Here is a 17,231-nt window from a genome sequence, read left to right as displayed (position 1 = left end):
GGCGATCGGGGCTGACCGGGTCCGACTCGCGACCGGGGCCGACCGGGGCCGAACCGGGCGCCGGGCACAGGCCGGGCGCAAGCCGATGCGGACCGGGCACAGGCCGGGCGCAAGCCGGCGCGGACCGGGCCTGGGGCGCGTTCAGCCGAGGCGGTCGACGGCCTCCTTGGCCTCCACCAGGTCCGCCCCCGTCGCCTCCCGGTAGACCTTGATGGCCTGGATCTTCTTGCCCTCCCGCAGGAGCGCGGTGATCTCGTCCCGCCTAGGCAGTTCCTGCCGCAGGCCGAAGTGGTCCAGCAGCAGGTCGAGTTTGCGTTCCGCGCGGGCCAGTCGGCGCTCGGTGCGGGCGATACGGCTCTGGATGCCCGCGGCGCCGAGGATCACCACGCAGGCCAGGAACAGGATGAGTATGTCCATGACCGGAAACCCTAAGGTTCGGGACGCGCGGGCGTCTGCGCCTCAGGACGGTTCAGGGCGGTTCAGGGCGCCTCAGGACGATTCAGGGGGTCAGGGCGAGTCGAAGCGCCGGCGGTGTGCCACCACGTCCCCCGCCACGTCGCGCGCGGTGCGGCCCTGGGCGAAGGCGTCCCCGCGCAGGCGGGCCAGGGCGTCGGCGGCACCGACCCCCAGCTGCGCCATGATCATGCCGACCGCCTGGTGGATCGTGTCGTGGTCCGCGGCCAGTCCGCTGAGCCACGGTTCGCTTCCCCGGTACTCGTCCTCCTCCCCGTGCGGCAGCGCCATCAGCGCCACCGTGATCATCCCTGCGGCGAGCCGTGCCACGCGCAGCTGCCCGTCCGTGAGGGCGCCGGGGGTGCCGCGGTACAGATCGAGGGTGCCGACGCACAGCCGGTCGCTGCCCAGGGGGAGGGCGTGGACGGCCCGTACCCCGGCCGCGACGGCCTGCTGGGCGAAGACGGGCCAGCGGTTCCTGCTGCGGGCGGATTCCAGGTCGGAGGCGAGGACCGGCTCCCCGCTGCGCAGCACCCACTGGCAGGGTCCGTCCCCGAGGGTGGCCTGGAGCTGCGCCAGGTACGCGGCCCGGGCGCTGCTGGCGCCGAGCGGGACCGGCATGTCCTCGGTGCGCAGGGACGCGCTGGCGCCGTCCACCGGCAGCAGGCCCACGACGACGGTGCACAGCCGTCCCGGGACCTCCTCGGGCCCGGCCCCGCGCACGCCCGCGGCGATCGCCTCGGCGGCCCGCTCGTACCCGCCGTGGTCCGGCCCTCCGGGGCGGCCCGGCAGGGAGCCGCCACCAGGGTCGTCCCCGGACCGCACGGCGGCACCGCCTCCTTGACTCGTGATGGGCCGGAACAGCGAACTGGTGATGGGGCCTGGTTCCCGCCGAAACGAGGGCCGACTACCCGACGCCCCGGCGCCGAAACACATGCGGAATCACCGAGTCCGCATCGTGATCCGTCGGTCGTGATCCGTGGTGATCCGTCGTGATCAGAGGGCCGGCTGGGCGGGCGCCGGGCCGAGGGTCGTGGTGCCGGGCGCCGTGCGGTGCCCCAGGCCCGTGCGGTAGGCGTCCAGGGCGGCCTCGACGCGCCCGCCGCGCCGGAGCAGGTCCCCGAGCAGACGGCACAGGTCGGCCAGGTCACCGAGCGCGCCCGCCCGCTCCAGCAGGCTCATGGCCCGCACGTAGTGCTCCTCGGCCCGCTCGGTGTCGCGCGCGTCCTCCGCGATGATGCCGAGCAGGCGGTGCGCCGCCGCGGCGTGGACGGCGCCGCGTTCGGGGGACAGGCCGCCGAGCACCTCCCGCAGGAGGTCCGCGGCCTCGTCGGAGGAGCCGCGCCGGTGCAGGACGTCGGCCAGCTCCACGGTGACCTGGCTGCTGTACAGCGAGGCGCGGCGGGCCGACAGCATGCGCAGCGCCTCCCGCAGTTCCGCCTCCGCCCGCTCCAGCTCCCCGTTCTGCGCGCAGACGTAGCCGCGCATCCAGTGGCAGTTGGCGAGTTCGGTGCGCAGGTGCAGCCCGCGGTACAGCTCGGCCGCCTTGGCCAGCGAGGCGTCCGCCTCGGCGAGCCGGCCCTCGGCGAGCAGGGTGCGGGCGACCGACCGGTGCATGCGCGCCACCAGCGCGGGGTCACCGGACCGCGGTGCCAGCGCCAGCGCGAACTCCGCCGCCTGCGCGGCCCGGGCGTGCGCCCCCATGTCCATGTAGGGGCCGATGGCGCTGGCGTAGAGCAGCAGCAGCGCGTCCGGGTCGTGGAGGCCGCCCCGGTTCAGCTCGTCGAGGGTGGATTCCAGCAGGTAGACGGCGTACCGCAGTTCGCCCGCCAGGTAGTGGGCGACGGCCCGGCCGCGCAGGGCGGGCACCCGGGCGGGCAGCGGGGCCCCGGCCAGGCACGCCTCGGCCCGCTCGAAGAACTCCCGGCCGGGGACGAGGTCTCCGGTCTCCAGCGCGCACTCCCCGAGCCCGAGCAGTGCGGCGGCCTGTTCCTCGGCCAGTGCGTGCCGCTCCGCCGAGGCCAGCAGCGCGGTGAACTGTTCCCCGGCGGACTCGGTGTCCCCGGCGGCCAGCACGCGCTGCGCCTCCGTCAGGCCGAGCCGCAGCTCGGTGACGAGCCGGGCCGGACGGCCGGTGGCCAGTTCGTCGAACGTCACGCCCAACCGGCCGGCAAGGTGGCGCAGGGCGTCGTCGGAGGGCCGGACCCGGCCGGACTCCAGGGTGGAGATGTAGGCGGGGGTGTAGACCGGCTCCGCCAGCTGCTTCTGGGTCAGCCCGCACGCCGTGCGCAACTGCTGCACCCGGCGCCCGATGGTGCCCGGATCGTCCCGCTCCCCCACGCCCAACTCTCCTTGTGGCTCTTGCCGTTCGAGTCCGACAGGCTCTAGGTTAAACGCCGGATTAACCATGGTTACCCCATCGCTGTAGTGAGGTCGCCGTGCAGGCACACACCCGCACCGTCGAGCGGTACGCCCGTGGCGTCGCCGCGGCCGTCGCCGCCGTCGCCGCGCTCGTCCTGGCCTCGGTCACCGGCCCCACCTCCGACACGGCCCAGCCGGATCCGGACCAGCACACCACCGCCCCGGTGGAGGCCGCGGTCCGATAGCGGTCCGCCGGTCCCCGGGGGCGGTCCCCGGGGGCTGCCCGTCCCGCCCTTGAAGGCTGCCCCTCCCCGCCGCCGTCGATCCCGGTGACGCCCCCGTACGTACGTCCGCGGCTCCACCCCTGTGCCACCCCTGTGCCACCCCTGTGCCACCTCTGTCCCGCCTCCTCCCCGGCCGGGCCCCGGCCCCGCGTCCTCGGGTCGGCCGGGGACCGCCGGGCCGTACCGGCGGGGGTCACCCCGACAGCGCCTCGCGCAGGGCCCGGTCGAGGCGGGCGGCGAGTTCCTCCGCGTCGGGCGGGTCGTCGCCGAGCAAGGGGTCCAGCTGGGCCGTGAACGTCTGGGTGAACGCCCCGTACAGCGGTGTCCTCGGCCGCTGCACCGCCTTGCGCAGCGCCTCCAGCAGGATCTTCCGGGCGTACGCGGGCCGCCCGGCGGCGTCGCGCGGCACCGGGTCCGCGCCCTCCCCGTCGCCGGACGCCGACGGCGAGGCCGGGGCGGACGGGACGGTGGCCGTGGTGCAGCGCTCGCCGCCCTCGTAGGCCGAGACGCGGGTCGCCGCGAACCCCGCTTCCAGCAGGCACCGTTCGCTCTCCTGGCCGGTGAGGAACGTGATCAGGTCGGTCGCGCTGCGCGCCCGCGGCGACGACGAGGTCACCGCCAGGTTCTGCCCGCCGAGCACCGCCCGGCCGGGCAGCGGGGCCACCCCGAGCTGCTCCTCGGTGAACGTCCGGTGCAGCGCCGGGTAGACGGAGGGCCAGTGCCGCAGGAAGGCGGTCCGGCCCTCGGCGAAGTCGCTGAGGGAGGCCGCCTCGTCGGACTGCACGGCGTCCGCGAGCGTGTACGGCCGCCCGGTGCGCCGGCCCAGCTCCTCGATGCCGTCGGTCAGGTCCTCCACCGTTCCCGTGTAGCGGCCCTCCCCGTCGACCAGGGAGAAGTCCTCCACCGCCGACGCGAACGCCTCCACCGCGTTCACCGTGCGTCCCTCGTACGCCGCGAGCTGGGTGGTCCAGCCCTTGTCGTAGGCGTCCTCGTCCAGTCGGCTGTCGAGGGTCTCCACCAGGTGCCGCACCGCGGACCAGGAGGTCAGGTCGACGCGCCGCACCCCCGCCCGTTCCAGGTAGTCGCGCCGGTAGTACAGCAGCCCGACGTCGCTGTTGAACGGCACCGCGTACACGTCGCCGTCCCATCGGGCGGTCCCCGCCACCGACTCGATGACGTCCTCGTCGACCAGCTTCCCGGGCAGCCGGCGGATCAGGCCCGCGGCGGCGAACTCCGGCACCCACGTCACGTCCAGGTTGACCACGTCGTACGCGGCGCTGCCCGACTGGAGGGCGCCGAGCAGCTGGCTGCGCTGCTCGTCGGCGCTGCCGGGCAGCTCCACCAGCCGCGCCCGGTAGTCCGAACCGGTACGCCGCTGCTCCTTGTTCCAGGCGTCGATGAGCTGCTGGCGGATGCCGTTCTTGCCGGTGACGTCCCGCCCGCCGGCGACCACGATGGTGCCGGGCACGTCCCCGCCGGAGGGCACGGCCGGCGGCCGTCCGTCCCCGCCGGCCGTGCAGGCCGCCGCCATGAGCAGCGCCGCCGACAGTGCCGCGAGCCGTCGGAGCATCAGCCGTCCCCCGTTCCGGTCCGTGCGACCTCGTCCTGGAGCGCCGGGCCCAGGTCGTCCGCCGCGTCCAGGCAGCGCCCGCCGCTCGCGTCGGCGATCCGCCGGTCCGGCCGGTCCGGGTCGCAGCCCGCGTGCTGCAGGGACACCACCGTCACCGGCACCCCGGCCGTCCCCGCCCGGTCGAGGACCTCGCGCAACCGCTCACCGGTCAGCCGGTCGTGGTCCTCCCCGTCCGTGATGTGCACGATCAGCTGCGGCCGTTCGTCGTCGCCGCCCCGTTCCATCACGTCGAACGCGGCGAGCAGCGCCGCGTGCGGATCCGCCCTCGCGTTCTGGACCTCCGCCCGGAGCATGACGGTCCGTTCGGCGTCGGCACGCCGGTGCCGGGCGAGCGGCAGCACCGTCCGGTAGGGCTCGTCGCCGACCTCGGCCACCCCCCACACGCCGTACACGTCCCTGCTGCCGAGCCCGCCCAGCGACTGCCGCAGCAGGCCGGGGCCCCCGCTCGGTCCCTCCCACAGCCGGCCCATCGAGCTCGAGCTGTCCAGCAGGAACAGCACCCGGCCGGGCCCGCCCGCCTCCCGGTACTCGGCCAGCGCCCGCTCCATGGCGCGCTGCCCCGCCGACTCGTGCAGCGGGCTCGGCGCGTGCAGCACGCCGTCAAGCTGTCGTTCCTCGCCGAGCAGCATCCGGTCGTCCGGGTCCCGGAAGCCCGCCCGGGTGAACTCGGCGCGTCCCTGCGGCCCGGTCAGCCAGGCCCGGAACGCCTCGGCCGCCGCGTCCCGCACCCCGGCGTCCCGGTCGCCGTGGCGCCAGCGGACCCGGACGAACGCCGGCTCCATCCCGGGCACGTCCTCGGGGTACTGCGCCATACGGGGCGTGCGCGTGCTGCTGTCGCAGTCGATCCCGCTGATCAGGAGGTACTCCGGGACGAGGGCGGCGGTGCGGTTGTCGGTCACCTTGTCGTCGGGGAGGGTGCACAGCAGCTCACCGGCCGTCGAGGAGGGCGGTCCCGGCTGGGCGACCAGCCGCTCGCCACGGGTCGCGGCCCGGGCGTCCTCGCCGTAGAGGCCGACGGTGGCGAGCAGGCCGACGGCGGAGAACTCCGGGTCCGGGCGGCGCACGGCGGCGTCCTCCTCGCGGCCCGTCAGCTCCTCGATCATCTCGGTCAGCGTCCTCCCGGTGCGCTCGGTCTGGGCCTCACCGGCGAAATGCTGCGGCACGGCCAGCACGACGGGCGAGTAGGCGAGCGGTTCGCCGACCGTCTCCAGGGCGGCGACGGCGTCGGTGTCCTGACCCTCCACGACCCGGGCGACGTCGGCGCCGGAGGCGGGGATCCACACGTCGGGCTGCGGACCGATGTCGCGCTGCGGGTTGGTGTCCTCGTCGCGGGGCTCCTGCCACAGGCCGGACTGGCTGCTCAGCGCGTGCACCACGTCGGCGGCGCCCGCGCTGTGCACGGTGACACCCGCGCGCCGGCAGCCGTCACCGGTGGTGTTGTCGGCGGAGGCGACGAACGCGTCGGCGGCCGTCCGGAGGGTGGACTCCAGGTCCGGCCCGGTCAGCACCCGCAGCTCCACCGGCGGGGCGCAGAGGGCGTCGTCGGCGACGACGAGCCGGAACAGGCCGTAGCCACCGGCGCCGAGCAGCACCGCCCCCAGCACGGCGGCGAGCACGAGCCTGCCCAGGCCCCGCCCGCCGGGCGCGTCGGGGGGCGGGGGGACGGGCCACCGCGGGACCCGACCCCGCCACCTGCGGAACCACCCGGCGAGCCGGGCGGCGAGAGGGGCGGCGGGCCGTACCGTGCCGCGGTCTCCCGGGCCGGGAGGCGCCGGCGTCCGGCCCCGGAGCGGGTCGTCGTGGGGGGCGGGGGGCGGGGCGGGGGACGACGGACCGTCCGACGGGGCGGGGGACGACGGACCGTCCGACGGGGTGAGGGGCGGATCATCGGGGCTGGGCGGGGTGGGGGGCGACGGGCCGTCCGACGGGGTGAGGGGCGGCTCGTCGGGGCCGGGCGGGGTGGGGGGCGACGGGTCGTCAGGCGGAGGGCCGGGAGGCCGGGTACCGGTCGTCGGCGGCACCAGCAGCACGTCCACGCCCGGCTCCGCGCGCCACTGCGGTTCCCACCGCTGGTCGCGCAGGGTGCGGTGCGGGCCGCCGGTCATCCGCTCCCGCAGCCGTTCGGACACCTCCCGGAAGCCCGCCGCGCCCGGTTCCTCGAGGAGGTCGGCCAGGGCGGCGGTGCAGGGCGTCGGCGTGCCCGGATCGCCCGCGTCGATGCGGTGGTTGGCCTGCACGCTCATCAGCAGCAGCACCCGCCGCTTGTCGTGGAAGGTCTCCCACACCCAGGCCGCGTTCCCCGCGAAGCAGCAGTCGAGGATCACCACGATCCGACGGGCCGGGCTGGTCGCCAGGACGGTCAGCACGGTGGTGATCATCTCGGCGCCGGGGAACACCGCGTGCCCGCCGGCGACGACGCGCGCGTTGTGCATCTGCAGGAACAGCTCGTCCCCCGCGCTCGGGATGGCCCCGTGCCCCGCGAAGTAGAACAGCAGCACCCCCTCTGCCTCCTGCGCGGCCTCCATGAGCCGCTGCCCGAACGCGTCGAGGGTCGGCGAACGGGCGACCTCGATCTCGTCCTCCGCGAACAGCCGCCCCCGCACGAGCACCTCCCGCATGCGGGTCACGTTGTGCTCGACGGCAGGCAGGTGACCGGAGACGCCGTGCGGCGGATCCGTGCTCTCGTATGCGGACACACCCACCAACAGGGCCCGGTTGGGCCGCCCACGCGGGTCGAAGTCGAACACCGGCCTACCTGCCGTGGGGGTCCACCGGTTCGACTCTGCCCTCCGGCGGCTCACCGTCCTCGACGTCCCGCCGGTTGGCCCGCCAGGCCCCCACCGCGCTCTTCACCTGCTCCAGCAGCTCCGTGAAGACCACGCCGGCACCGGCCCCCACGACCACCAGGACGATCTCCATGCCGGCGCCCATGGGGGCGCCCCGCTCGTCCGTACGGCTCTGCTGGAGGATCACCAACTCGCCGGCGCGCACCCGTTCGTGCAGCGGTGTCTCCCGCTCCAGCCACTTGTGCAGCGCCCCGACGTCCCTCTCGCTCGCCGTCCCGTCCAGTCGCACCCGTATACGCGCCTCGGCCACACCGTCCCCCTCAGCCATGACGCACCATCATGGCACCGCGCATGCCCTGCAGGGAGGGGTCGGACGCTCCTCGCACCCCCGGGCGTCCCTGCGCGCCACCTGTACGTGCCGCCCGGAGAACGGCGCCGGTCGGCGGTCACGACGCCGCTCGGCCGTGGCGCCCGGCACGCCTTCCCGGCCGGCGGGCACGGCAACGCTCGCGCCCGACGGTGCGCCCCGCCGGCTCCCGTCAGACCTGCTGCCGCATCTCCGGCCTGCCCGGCGCCTGCGGCACCTGTTGCGTTCCCGTTGTCCGCTGCGTCTGCCGTGGTCCCGGCATCTGCTGCGTCTGCGGGGCCTGTTGGGTCGGCGGGGCCTGTCGGCTCAACGGGGTCTGTTGTGTTTGCGGGGCTTGTTGGGTCCGCGAGGCTTGTTGGGTCTGCGCGGACTGCTGCAGGCGGGCGAGACGGCGCTGCACGTGGTCCAGTGCGCCGGCCCGCCGGCCGGGCACCACCGTCCGCAACCCGACGAGCGCCGGGCCCAGTTCCCGCGCCCGGTGCGGGTCGTCGATGCGGCCCCACTGGTGGTGCGCGCGGTCCACGGCCGTCTCGACCCCGGGGGCGTCCGCCGGCTGGCCGGCGCTCAGCCGCGCGCTCGCCACCGCGAGCCAGGTGCGGCAGCTGCGCGCCGGTTCCCCGGCCAGCATCGCCAGGTCCGCCCGTACCTCCGCCCAGTGCAGGGCCTCCTCGGAGGCCGGTCCGTGGGCCAGGGCGGCGGCCCGCTCGTGCCGGGCGGCGAGCGCGTCGGCGTCGCCGTGGCGGCCGGAGCGCGCGGCGGTGGAGACGGCCGCGTGCGGGTCGTCCGGCACCGTGCCGGACCGGACGGGCGCCAGCTCCAGGCCGGGGTCCGTGCCGTCCGCGGCGATCCGGGCGAACGCCAGCCGGTGCAGCTCCTCCTCCGGTGGCCGCCGGCCGCTGCGCAGGATCGTCGCGACCGCCGTCATGTAGGCGGGAGCCGCGACCGTGCGGCGGCCCGGCACCGGGGCGATCCGCCCGTGGACGGCGCTGTGCGGGCCGCAGTCCAGGGGCGGCCGGCGGCCGGGCGGCAGCGGCGCGCACAGGACCCGCCGGGTCTCGGCGTCCGCGTGCAGGTCGAGGACCAGGGTCGTCGCGCCCGCCGGGCGCAACCGCAGCTCGTCCCGGAACCAGTGCCAGGGCAGCGCCGTGTAGCGCACGGTCGCGGGGGTGGTGCGGGCCAGCGCCAGGTGCGGCAGCCGTTGGCGCCGGTCGAGGTGCAGCTGGCCGGTGACGTAGACCGTGAGGGGCCCCGGCGCGGCGGCGGCGGCACGCAGCCGCGTCAGCACGGCCTGCGGCTCCAGCGGGTCGGCGAGTTCGATGACGTTCACGGAGCCGGTGCCGGTCGCGGACAGCACCGCGGGCGGTACGGCCGCCAGGACGGGGAGCACGGACGCGGCGTCCACCAGCCGCCCCCGGCCCATCGGCGAGGCCGCCAGCAGCAGCACGGTTCCGGGCACGGTCGCCTCCCCCTGTCGATCACCCACGGGCAGCACGGTAACCGCTGCGCCCCTCGCGGGAGACGGGGACGGGGAACGTTCCCCCGGGGGGCGGGACGTCCGGGCCGCGCCGGAGACGGAGTCCGGGGCCGGGGTGGGGTCCGGGCCGGGCGCGCCGTCCGACGGCGGCCGTCGGTGGACGGCGGCCGTCGGTGGACGGCGGTTGGGGGGACGTCGGTGGTCGGCGGTCGGGAGACGTCGGTGCCGTCGACTTGCCCGCGGGGCCCGGCCGGTGTGCCCTGGAAGGCGGGGGCGAGGAGAGAGGAGTGCTCCGATGGCTCATGCGGCACCCAGGTCCAGGGTCAGGGGCAGGACCGGGCCCCGGACCGGGCGGACCGGCACGCCCGACGTCTTCAGCGAGCGGACCCACCGGATGGCCCGGATCGCCGTCCCCGTCGTCCTCGGGCTGGTCTACGGCTACTGGGCCGCCGCCAACGTGCGGTACGGCGGGCCCATCACCGGTGGGAACGTGCTGTTCGGCTTCCTCACCGCCCTGGTGTTCATCGTGCTGTACCTGGCCGTGCAGGCGATCGCCCCGCGTCTGAAGCGCGAGCCGCACGCGGCGCTGTGGGGCGCCTTCACCGCCGCGTCCATCGGCTTCCTGGTCAGCACCACCGGTTTCAGCGTGCTGTGGTCCATGTGGCTCGGCCTGGCGTCGGGAGCGGGGCTCGGCGCGCTGCTGTTCTACCGCTACCACTCCCGCGAGGACGCGGCGGGGCGCCGGCACCCGTGAGCGGCCCGGGCGGCTGACGGGCGGTCCGAGTCGGCCCCGCGGACCGGGCGCCCCAGTCCGGGCGGACGGGCAGGCGGACAGGCAGACGGGCGGGCAGACGGGCAAGGCGGGCGGGGGCCGACCGGGGCGCGCCGACGGGGCCATCGGGTCCGGCCCGCCCGGTGCCCGCGAGCCGCGCAAGCCGCCCCCGTGTCACCCGTTCGGGTGAAGTACCTCCTCCCTCGCCCGTCCGGGACGTTCCCGTGCACCCGTCTGCGGGCCCTGCGCTCGCGGACCCGGCCCCGGCCGCCTTGCCTGGAGGGGTGTCCGCCTCCCCCGTCCCGCACGGCTCCGGCCCGCGGGCGACCGACCCCGCCGCCGAGCCCACCGGCCCGACCGAACCCACCGGGACCGGCCGCCCACGCGGCCCCGGCGGCCTGCGGCTGCGCAACGCCGTCTCGGCCGTCCTCACCGCGCTGGCGTGCCTGCTGCTCCCCTGCGGCGCCCTCGCGGTCTGGGCCTCGCACGGGCTCGCCGACACCGGCCGCTACGTCGGCACGATGGCTCCGCTGGCCGGCGACCCGGATGTGCGGGACGCGGTCGCGGACGCCGTCGGGGACGGGGTGGTGCGGGAACTGGGCGCGGAAGGGTCCCCGGCCCTGGGCTCCTTCCTCCGGGAGGCGGTGCGCTCGTTCACGCACACCGAGGCGTACCGGACGGCCTGGGAGGCGGGGAACCGTGCCGTCCACGACGCGGTCCTGCACGCGGTGCGCGACGACCGGGCCGCGCCGGGACCGGTCACCGTCGACCTCGCCCCGGTCGCGGCGGAGGTGAAGGCCCGTCTCGTCGCCGACCGGGTGCCGTTCGCACGGAACATCCCGGTCGAGCATCGTGAGGTCGCGGTGGTGCCGGCCCGTGACGTCCCCGGCCTGCGGAAGGGGTACCAGGTGCTCGACACGGCCGCCCTTTGGCTGCCCCTGTCGGCCGTCGCCCTCGCCGTCGCGGGCGTCGCCGTCGCCAAATGCCGCCGGCGTGCGCTCACCGCGACCGGGCTCGGGACCGCGCTGGGCGGGGCCCTGCTCGGTGTCGCCGTGGTCGTCGGCCGCCACCTCACCCTGGCCGATCTGCCCGAGCGGATCCACCGGCCCGCGGCGGGCGCGGTCTACGACGCCCTCACCGCCGGCCTGCGCACCGCGTCCTGGCTGCTGGTGGCTCTGGGGGCGGGCACGGCCCTGCTGTCCTGGCTGGCCGGGCACCGCCACCGCCTGCCCGGCCGGCGCCGGGCGCAGGCCTCGGACGGCACCGCCCCCGCACCGCCGGCCCCTCCGCCCCGCGCCCGGGTGTGAACCCGGCACCGGCACCCTCCGGCCGCACCCGGCCCCCGCTCACCCAAGCCCCGCCACCGAACCCTTCCCCGTGACGCAACCACCGAGCCCTTCCCCGTGACGCGACCACCGGGCAGCCACCCGCCGTGGAGCGGTCGCCCGCGACCCACCGTGAGGCGGTCGCCGGGTCGTGCGACGCAACCCCGGCGCGCGTTCCGCCGTCCCTGACATGAGGGAGGATGCGGACACCCCCACCGCGAGCGGAAGGCCGGACGTTGGACACTGCGACTGCCGAGTGGACCGCCGACGACGAGACGGCCGGCCGCAGCAGCGGGCGGCGGCGTTTCCGCGCCGGGTGTGCGGCGCTGCTGTTCGCCGGGGTCAGCGTGGTCGTCGGCTGCCGGGTGGCCGACACCGACGCCGTCACGCCCGTGACCCAGCTCCTGGCGTTCCTGCCCTGGCTGCTCGTGCCCACCGGCCTCGGTCTGCTGCTCACAATGCTCGCCCGGTGGTGGACCGGGCTGGCCTGGGGGATCGCCGTGCTCGGGCTGCTGGCCTGGTTCATCGAGCCGTACGGCAAGAGCGAGGAGCCCACCGGCCGGCCGGTCGCCTCCGTGCGGGTGCTGACCTCGAACGTGGAGTTCGGCCGGGGGACCGGTCCGCTCGTCGAGGCGGTACGCCGCGAGAAGCCGGACCTCGTGTTCGTGCAGGAGTGCGACCCCGGCTGCGAGGCGCGGCTGGAGCGGGACCTGGCGGACAGCCACCCGCACCGCAGCGCCGTCTCCGGCGGCGGCTCCGAGGGCTCCGTCATCCTCAGCCGCCACCCCCTGCGGGACGCCGATCCGCTGCCCGGCACCATGGGCATGCCCGCCGCGGTCGCCGACGTCGACGGGCAGGCCGTTCGGCTGCAACTCGCCCACCCGATGCCGCCGTTGCCGGGCCAGACCGAGCTGTGGCAGCGCGAACTGGGGCGGCTGCGCGAGGCCGCCGCACGCGACCGGACGACACCGGCCGTGTTCGCCGGCGACTTCAACGCCTCGCAGGACCACGCCGCCTTCCGCCGGATCCTCGACGCCGGTCTCAGCGACGCCGCCCGGCTGGCCGGCGCCGACCGGACGCCGACCTGGCCGGCCAGGACGATGCCCGCGTTCGGCGCCCAGATCGACCACGTCCTGGTCACGGAGCAGTTCGCGGCGCACCGCGTCCGCTTCCTCGACCTCGCCCGCACCGACCACCGCGCGGTGCTCGTCGACCTCACGCTGCACGAGGGACGTTGACGGACGGCGGAGCGGGCCGCCCCCGCGAAGGGGACGGCCCGCGCACACCGGCCGCAGGTGACCGCGCATCGGGTGGACCCGTACGGGCGACCGCTCGTCGTGCCGACCCGTAGAACGACCGCCGACCGCGTGCGGACCCGTACAGGCCATCGCTGACGGCGTGCGGACCCGTACGGGCCACCGCCGACCGCGTGCGGACCCGTACGGGCCACCGCCGACCGCGTGCGGAGCGGTGCCCGGTCAGCGGGCGACCGCTGACTCACGCGGCGCGGTGCCGTGCCCGGTCAGCGGGAGGACTTCTCCAGCCCCTTGTCCGCCACTTCCGCCATCGCGGCGGCGAGGCCGTTGGCCCACAGCTGGTTCACCCGGGACCGCTCGGCCGCGTTGGGGTAGGCGTTGGTGCAGGACGGACCGGGCCCGCCCCCGGACATCAACTCGCTGCACGGGCCCGAGTAGTGGTCCGGCAGCCCGAGCACGTGGCCGGTCTCGTGCGCGGTCACGCGGGTGGAGTCGTAGGTCTGGTTCTGCCGGTAGTCCAGGAAGATGTACCCCCGGCCGTGGCCGTCCGTGGACGCGTACGAGCCGCGCGGGTCGTTGCCCTCCCGGTAGGAGAAGTCGGCTCCCGAGGTACCCGCCTGGAGTCTGACGTTGGAGACCGAGCTGTTCCAGATCTGGGTGCTGCGGGCTATCTGCGTGGCGAACGACGGGGCCCGGGAGGCGTTGTAGACCACCGTGACGGCGGCGGCCGTGCTCTTCGGGTTCGCGGCCCGCTTCTCGGCCACCGACCGCAGGACGGCCTCGAAGAAGGCCCGGTTGGCGCGGGCCTCGGCCTGCGCGTCGGCCTCGGCGGCGGGACCGGCGGACGGGGACTCGTAGGCGACGACCGGCGCGCCCTCGGCGGTGGGGGTCGCCGAGGCTGGTCCGGCGGTGCCGAGACCGAGGGTGGCCAGGCTCAGTCCGGCGGCGGTGAGAACGGACAGGGGCATGCGCATGCGCATCGGTGACTCCTCATGGTGGGGGGATGAGTCAGACACCGTGAGTGTCCGTGTCCGTACGGTCGTTGTGATGATGGCAACCGCCGATAGGACCGCCCTATCCCTCTCCGTCCCCACCTGCCCGGCATGCCCGGCGGCCCCGTCGGGGACCTCTCCCGGCCCGTGCCGGCCGCTCGCGCCACGAAGGCCCGATGGTCCTGATCGGTCGGGATTTGTATGTCTGGTGAAAGCTGAACTTCCGCTTTACCCTCCCAGGGCATGGAGCTTGAGGTCAGGCACCTCAGGGCGCTGTGCGCCATCGCCGACACCGGCAGCCTGCACCGCGCGGCACGCCAACTGGGAGTGGCACAGCCCTCGTTGAGCACGCAGCTGCGGCGCATCGAACACGAGCTGGGCGGTGCCCTGTTCGTCCGGGCCCGGACCGGCTGCCGCCCCACCCCCCTGGGCCGGCTGGTCCTCAGCCGTGCCCGCCCGCTGGTGGCCGAATTGCGCTCCCTGGTCTGCGAGGCCCGGGCCGCCGCCGTCGGGGAACGCCAGCTGCGCATCGGGTCCACCGCCAGCCGGGCGCTGGCAGGCTGGCTGCGCAGGCTCCGCAGGCACTGGCAGGAGCCCACCCTCCACATGGACGTCTCCGCCAACGCCCTGCTCCGGATGGTGGCCGACGGCCAGCTCGACGTCGCCTTCGTGCACGAGGTGGAGGGCAGCCCACTGCGCGTCCCGGAAGGGGTGCGGATCCGCGTCCTGGTCGAACGGGAGCCGCAGTTCGTCTGTCTGCCGGCCGATCACCCGGCCGCGACGAAGCCGGTGGTGCGCCTCTCCGACCTCGCCCACGACCGCTGGATGATCGACCCCACCGTCGACGGCGAGTGGGACGCGGTGCGCCGGGTGCTGCGCGCCGAGGGACTCGACCCGCGCATCCTGCACGGGGACTACCACACCGCCGCGTCCCTGGTCGCGACCGGCGAGGTCGTCACGGTGGTCCAGCCGACCTCCCCCTCCCGCGCCGAGACCGCCGTCCGCCCTCTGCACGGCGACCCGCTCGGGGTGCGGCTGCTGCTGGCGGCCCGCACCGACACGGAACTGGACGGCGTCTACCCGGACCTGGCGGACGCCTACGAGGAGGTCGCCCGCCAGGCTCCGGCGTACCGGGAGTGGCTGGAACGCGGCGGGTCGGAAGCACCCGTTCCGGCCGTCCCGTGACGGGGGCGGGGGCGCGGACGGGGGGCGGACGGCGGTCTCGGCGCGGGAGGGGGCAGGGGCGAGCGCCTCAGACGCCGATGTCCCGCCCGTCGGCGCGCCACACCGCCACGACGGACGGGCGGACGTACGTGCCGGGGCCGTCGGGCCAGGTGCTGCCGGGGTTCTCCACACTCGCCCCGTCGATCTCGCCCGGGTGCTGCACCGCGACCAGGACCCGCCGGTCCTGGATGACGGGACCGCAGGTCTCCGCCCCCCGCGGCACCGTCAGGAACTGCTTCAGCTCACCGCGCCGGCTGCCCCGCGTCGCGACACCGAAGAGACCGTCGTGCGAGCCGAGGGCATTGCCGTCGGTGGAGATCCACAGGTTGCCGTGATCGTCGAAGGCCACGTTGTCCGGACACGAGATGGGGCTCACCGCGTCCTTCGGGAAGCCCGCGAAGTACGTGGCCGGGTCCTCCGGGTCGCCCGCGACGAGGAACAGCGACCAGGCGAACCGGGTGCTCTCCGGCCGGTTCCAGCGCTCGGTCAGCTCCAGGACGTGGCCGTGCTTGTTGGCGTGCCGCGGGTTGGCCTCGTCCGCCGCGGGGTTCGAGCCGACACCGCGGTGGGAGTTGTTGGTGAGGGCCACGTACACCTTGCCCGTGACCGGGTTCGGCTCGATGTCCTCGGGGCGGTCCATCTTGGTGGCGCCGACCTTGTCACCGGCCAGGCGCGTGAAGACGAACACCTCCTCGGCGGTCATGCCCTCCACGTGCGAGACGGCGCCGTCGGCGGTGGCGGTGGCCAGCGGGATCCACTGCCCGCTGCCGTCGAACTCGCCGTCCCGGGGCAGCCTGCCCGTGCCGTCGATCTCGTGGGCGGGCGAGTCGCCGGTCAGCCTGGCGACGTAGAGGGTGCCCTCGTCGAGCAGCGTGAGGTTGTGCTCGCGGGCCCAGCGGCTGTTGCCGTGACGCATCCGCTTGCTGCCGACGAACTTGTAGAAGTAGTCGAAGCGCTCGTCGTCCCCCGAATAGACGACGGGCCGCCCGTCGTGGGTCAGCCGGACGGTCGCCGCCTCGTGCTTGAACCGCCCGAGCGCGGTGCGCTTGCGGGGCGTCGACGTGGGGTCGTGCGGGTCGAGTTCGACGACCCAGCCGAACCGGTGCACCTCGTTCGGCTCCTGGGCGAGGTCGAAGCGGCGGTCGAACCGCTCCCACTTGCGCTCGGTCTCGCCGCCGCCGATGCCGTAGCGCTTGTCCGTGGGCCGGCTGCCGCGCGCGAAGTACTGGTTGAAGTTCTCCTCCGCGTGCAGGGTCGTGCCCCAGGGGGTGGTGCCGCCCGCGCAGTTGTTCAGGGTGCCGAGCACCTTGGTGCCACTCGGGTCGGCCGACGTCCTCAGCAGGTCGGACCCGGCGGCCGGGCCGGTGAGCCGGAACTCGGAGGTGGCCGTCAGCCGCCGGTTGAGCCGGTGACGCGGGACGGGGGTCAGCTTGCCGGTCCTGCGGTCCTCCTCCACCGCCACCACGGCCAGCCCGTGCGCGGCCCAGGCGATCTCCACCTGCTCGCGGGTGGGGCGGTCCGGGTCGTAGCCGCGGAACATGAGCACCTCGTCGGTGTACTCGTGGTTGGCGACGAGCAACTGGCGGCCCCGCTCCCCCTTCAGCGGCAGCAGGGCGAGGAAGTCGCAGTTGTAGCCGAACTGTCCGGCCTGCGCCTCGGCGCTCTGCCGCTCCGGGTCGAAGGCGGGGGCCCCGCGCAGGATGGGCTCGCCCCAGCGGATGACGACGTTCTGCCGGTAGCCCTCGGGCACGGTGACCGCGTCGGTGGTGTTGGGGGCGACCGGCGCGAACCGCAGTCCGCGGGCGCCCTTCGTCCCGGGACGGTGCGGTTTCCCGCGCCCGGCCACGGGGGCCGCCTGCGCCTCGGGGGCGGTCGCGACACCGGCCGCACCGGCACCGGCCGCGGCGACGGTGACCACGGCGGCGGCCCGCATCACCGAGCGCCGGCTGAGGGCCCCGGCGATGACGTCGCCGACGTACTCGTTGGAGCTGGTGTTGGGCACCTCGTGGAAACAGGCGTCACCACACCGGAACCGACACGTCAGGGCGGACCGGCCGCCGGGGTGCGAACCGGACGGCGTTCCGATCAACGGCAGCAGCTTGCGCACTTCGTTCTCCTTGGATGCCCGTGGGTCTCAGCGCGACGCTAGGAGCGCCGCGGTGCCACAGCCGGGCGGCCGGATGAACGACGGGTGAACCCGTGGCGGCCTTCGCGGAGTTGGGCACGGAGCGACGGGCGCGGGCGCACGGGCCGGAAGTCCCCCTTGACAGGGCAGCGGGCACAGACCCCGACCCTGCCCAAGATCGC

At 75.5% G+C, this 17,231-nt stretch carries 14 protein-coding genes; 5 read left to right on the top strand and 9 right to left on the bottom strand.

The features are described from left to right. Positions 1-141: 141 nt before the first annotated feature. The 3 genes from AB0F01_RS14450 to AB0F01_RS14440 all read right to left on the bottom strand — a co-directional run bounded on the left by AB0F01_RS14450 (position 142) and on the right by AB0F01_RS14440 (position 2,793). Positions 142-417 carry a ribosomal protein L7/L12 gene (locus AB0F01_RS14450; protein WP_362094288.1) on the bottom strand — a complete coding sequence of 92 codons (276 nt, stop codon included), beginning with the start codon at positions 415-417 and terminating at the stop codon, positions 142-144. A 90-nt stretch (positions 418-507) separates the two neighbouring features. Continuing rightward, positions 508-1,245, bottom strand: coding sequence for a GAF and ANTAR domain-containing protein (locus AB0F01_RS14445; RefSeq protein ID WP_362094436.1), 738 nt, complete (start codon positions 1,243-1,245; stop codon positions 508-510). A gap of 204 nt (positions 1,246-1,449) precedes the next feature. Next, positions 1,450-2,793: a helix-turn-helix transcriptional regulator gene (locus AB0F01_RS14440; protein WP_362094285.1), complete on the bottom strand. Its 1,344-nt coding sequence runs from the start codon at positions 2,791-2,793 to the stop codon at positions 1,450-1,452. A 98-nt stretch (positions 2,794-2,891) separates the two neighbouring features. Between AB0F01_RS14440 and AB0F01_RS14435 the strand changes: the two genes are divergently transcribed. Then, complete coding sequence (locus tag AB0F01_RS14435; protein ID WP_362094282.1) at positions 2,892-3,059, top strand: hypothetical protein; 168 nt, start codon at positions 2,892-2,894, stop codon at positions 3,057-3,059. Between the two features lie 232 nt (positions 3,060-3,291). Here the strand turns inward: AB0F01_RS14435 and AB0F01_RS14430 are convergent, their stop codons facing one another. From AB0F01_RS14430 to AB0F01_RS14415, 4 genes are all read right to left on the bottom strand, one after another. Then, on the bottom strand, positions 3,292-4,668 hold the full coding sequence (locus AB0F01_RS14430) for an extracellular solute-binding protein (protein ID WP_362094279.1): 1,377 nt from the start codon (positions 4,666-4,668) through the stop codon (positions 3,292-3,294). Further along, the gene (locus tag AB0F01_RS14425) at positions 4,668-7,475 is read right to left on the bottom strand and encodes a substrate-binding domain-containing protein (RefSeq protein ID WP_362094277.1); all 2,808 of its coding nucleotides are present in this window, start codon (positions 7,473-7,475) and stop codon (positions 4,668-4,670) included. Before AB0F01_RS14425 ends, AB0F01_RS14430 begins: the two co-directional genes overlap by 1 nt. Before the next feature lie 4 nt (positions 7,476-7,479). After that, complete coding sequence (locus AB0F01_RS14420) at positions 7,480-7,842, bottom strand: hypothetical protein (RefSeq protein ID WP_362094275.1); 363 nt, start codon at positions 7,840-7,842, stop codon at positions 7,480-7,482. Between the two features lie 211 nt (positions 7,843-8,053). Continuing rightward, entirely contained in the window at positions 8,054-9,337 is a 1,284-nt protein-coding gene (locus AB0F01_RS14415; RefSeq protein WP_362094433.1) for a hypothetical protein, read from the bottom strand. A 313-nt stretch (positions 9,338-9,650) separates the two neighbouring features. On the opposite strand from AB0F01_RS14415, the gene AB0F01_RS14410 reads away from it, so the two are divergent. The 3 genes from AB0F01_RS14410 to AB0F01_RS14400 all read left to right on the top strand — a co-directional run bounded on the left by AB0F01_RS14410 (position 9,651) and on the right by AB0F01_RS14400 (position 12,690). Continuing rightward, entirely contained in the window at positions 9,651-10,109 is a 459-nt protein-coding gene (locus AB0F01_RS14410) for a hypothetical protein (RefSeq protein ID WP_362094273.1), read from the top strand. A 422-nt stretch (positions 10,110-10,531) separates the two neighbouring features. Continuing rightward, a complete protein-coding gene (locus AB0F01_RS14405; RefSeq protein WP_362094431.1) occupies positions 10,532-11,434 on the top strand; it encodes a hypothetical protein in 903 nt (300 codons plus the stop codon). Positions 11,435-11,688: 254 nt separating this feature from the next. Continuing rightward, positions 11,689-12,690: an endonuclease/exonuclease/phosphatase family protein gene (locus AB0F01_RS14400; protein WP_362094270.1), complete on the top strand. Its 1,002-nt coding sequence runs from the start codon at positions 11,689-11,691 to the stop codon at positions 12,688-12,690. A gap of 284 nt (positions 12,691-12,974) precedes the next feature. Here the strand turns inward: AB0F01_RS14400 and snpA are convergent, their stop codons facing one another. Next, positions 12,975-13,688, bottom strand: coding sequence for a snapalysin (gene snpA / locus AB0F01_RS14395; protein WP_362094268.1), 714 nt, complete (start codon positions 13,686-13,688; stop codon positions 12,975-12,977). A gap of 255 nt (positions 13,689-13,943) precedes the next feature. Here snpA and AB0F01_RS14390 point away from each other — a divergent pair, with 255 nt between their 5' ends. After that, positions 13,944-14,885, top strand: coding sequence for a LysR family transcriptional regulator (locus AB0F01_RS14390; RefSeq protein WP_362094265.1), 942 nt, complete (start codon positions 13,944-13,946; stop codon positions 14,883-14,885). 67 nt (positions 14,886-14,952) lie between these two features. Here the strand turns inward: AB0F01_RS14390 and AB0F01_RS14385 are convergent, their stop codons facing one another. After that, positions 14,953-17,031 (bottom strand): PhoX family protein, encoded by a 2,079-nt coding sequence (locus AB0F01_RS14385; RefSeq protein WP_362094263.1) that lies wholly within the window; start codon positions 17,029-17,031, stop codon positions 14,953-14,955. Positions 17,032-17,231 lie beyond the last annotated feature (200 nt).

It is taken from the genome of Streptomyces sp. NPDC029526, assembly GCF_040637405.1.
In the GTDB taxonomy this organism is placed as follows: Bacteria; Actinomycetota; Actinomycetes; order Streptomycetales; family Streptomycetaceae; genus Streptomyces.
Note: the sequence above shows the minus strand (reverse complement) of the source record. Positions and strands in the feature narration are given on the sequence as shown.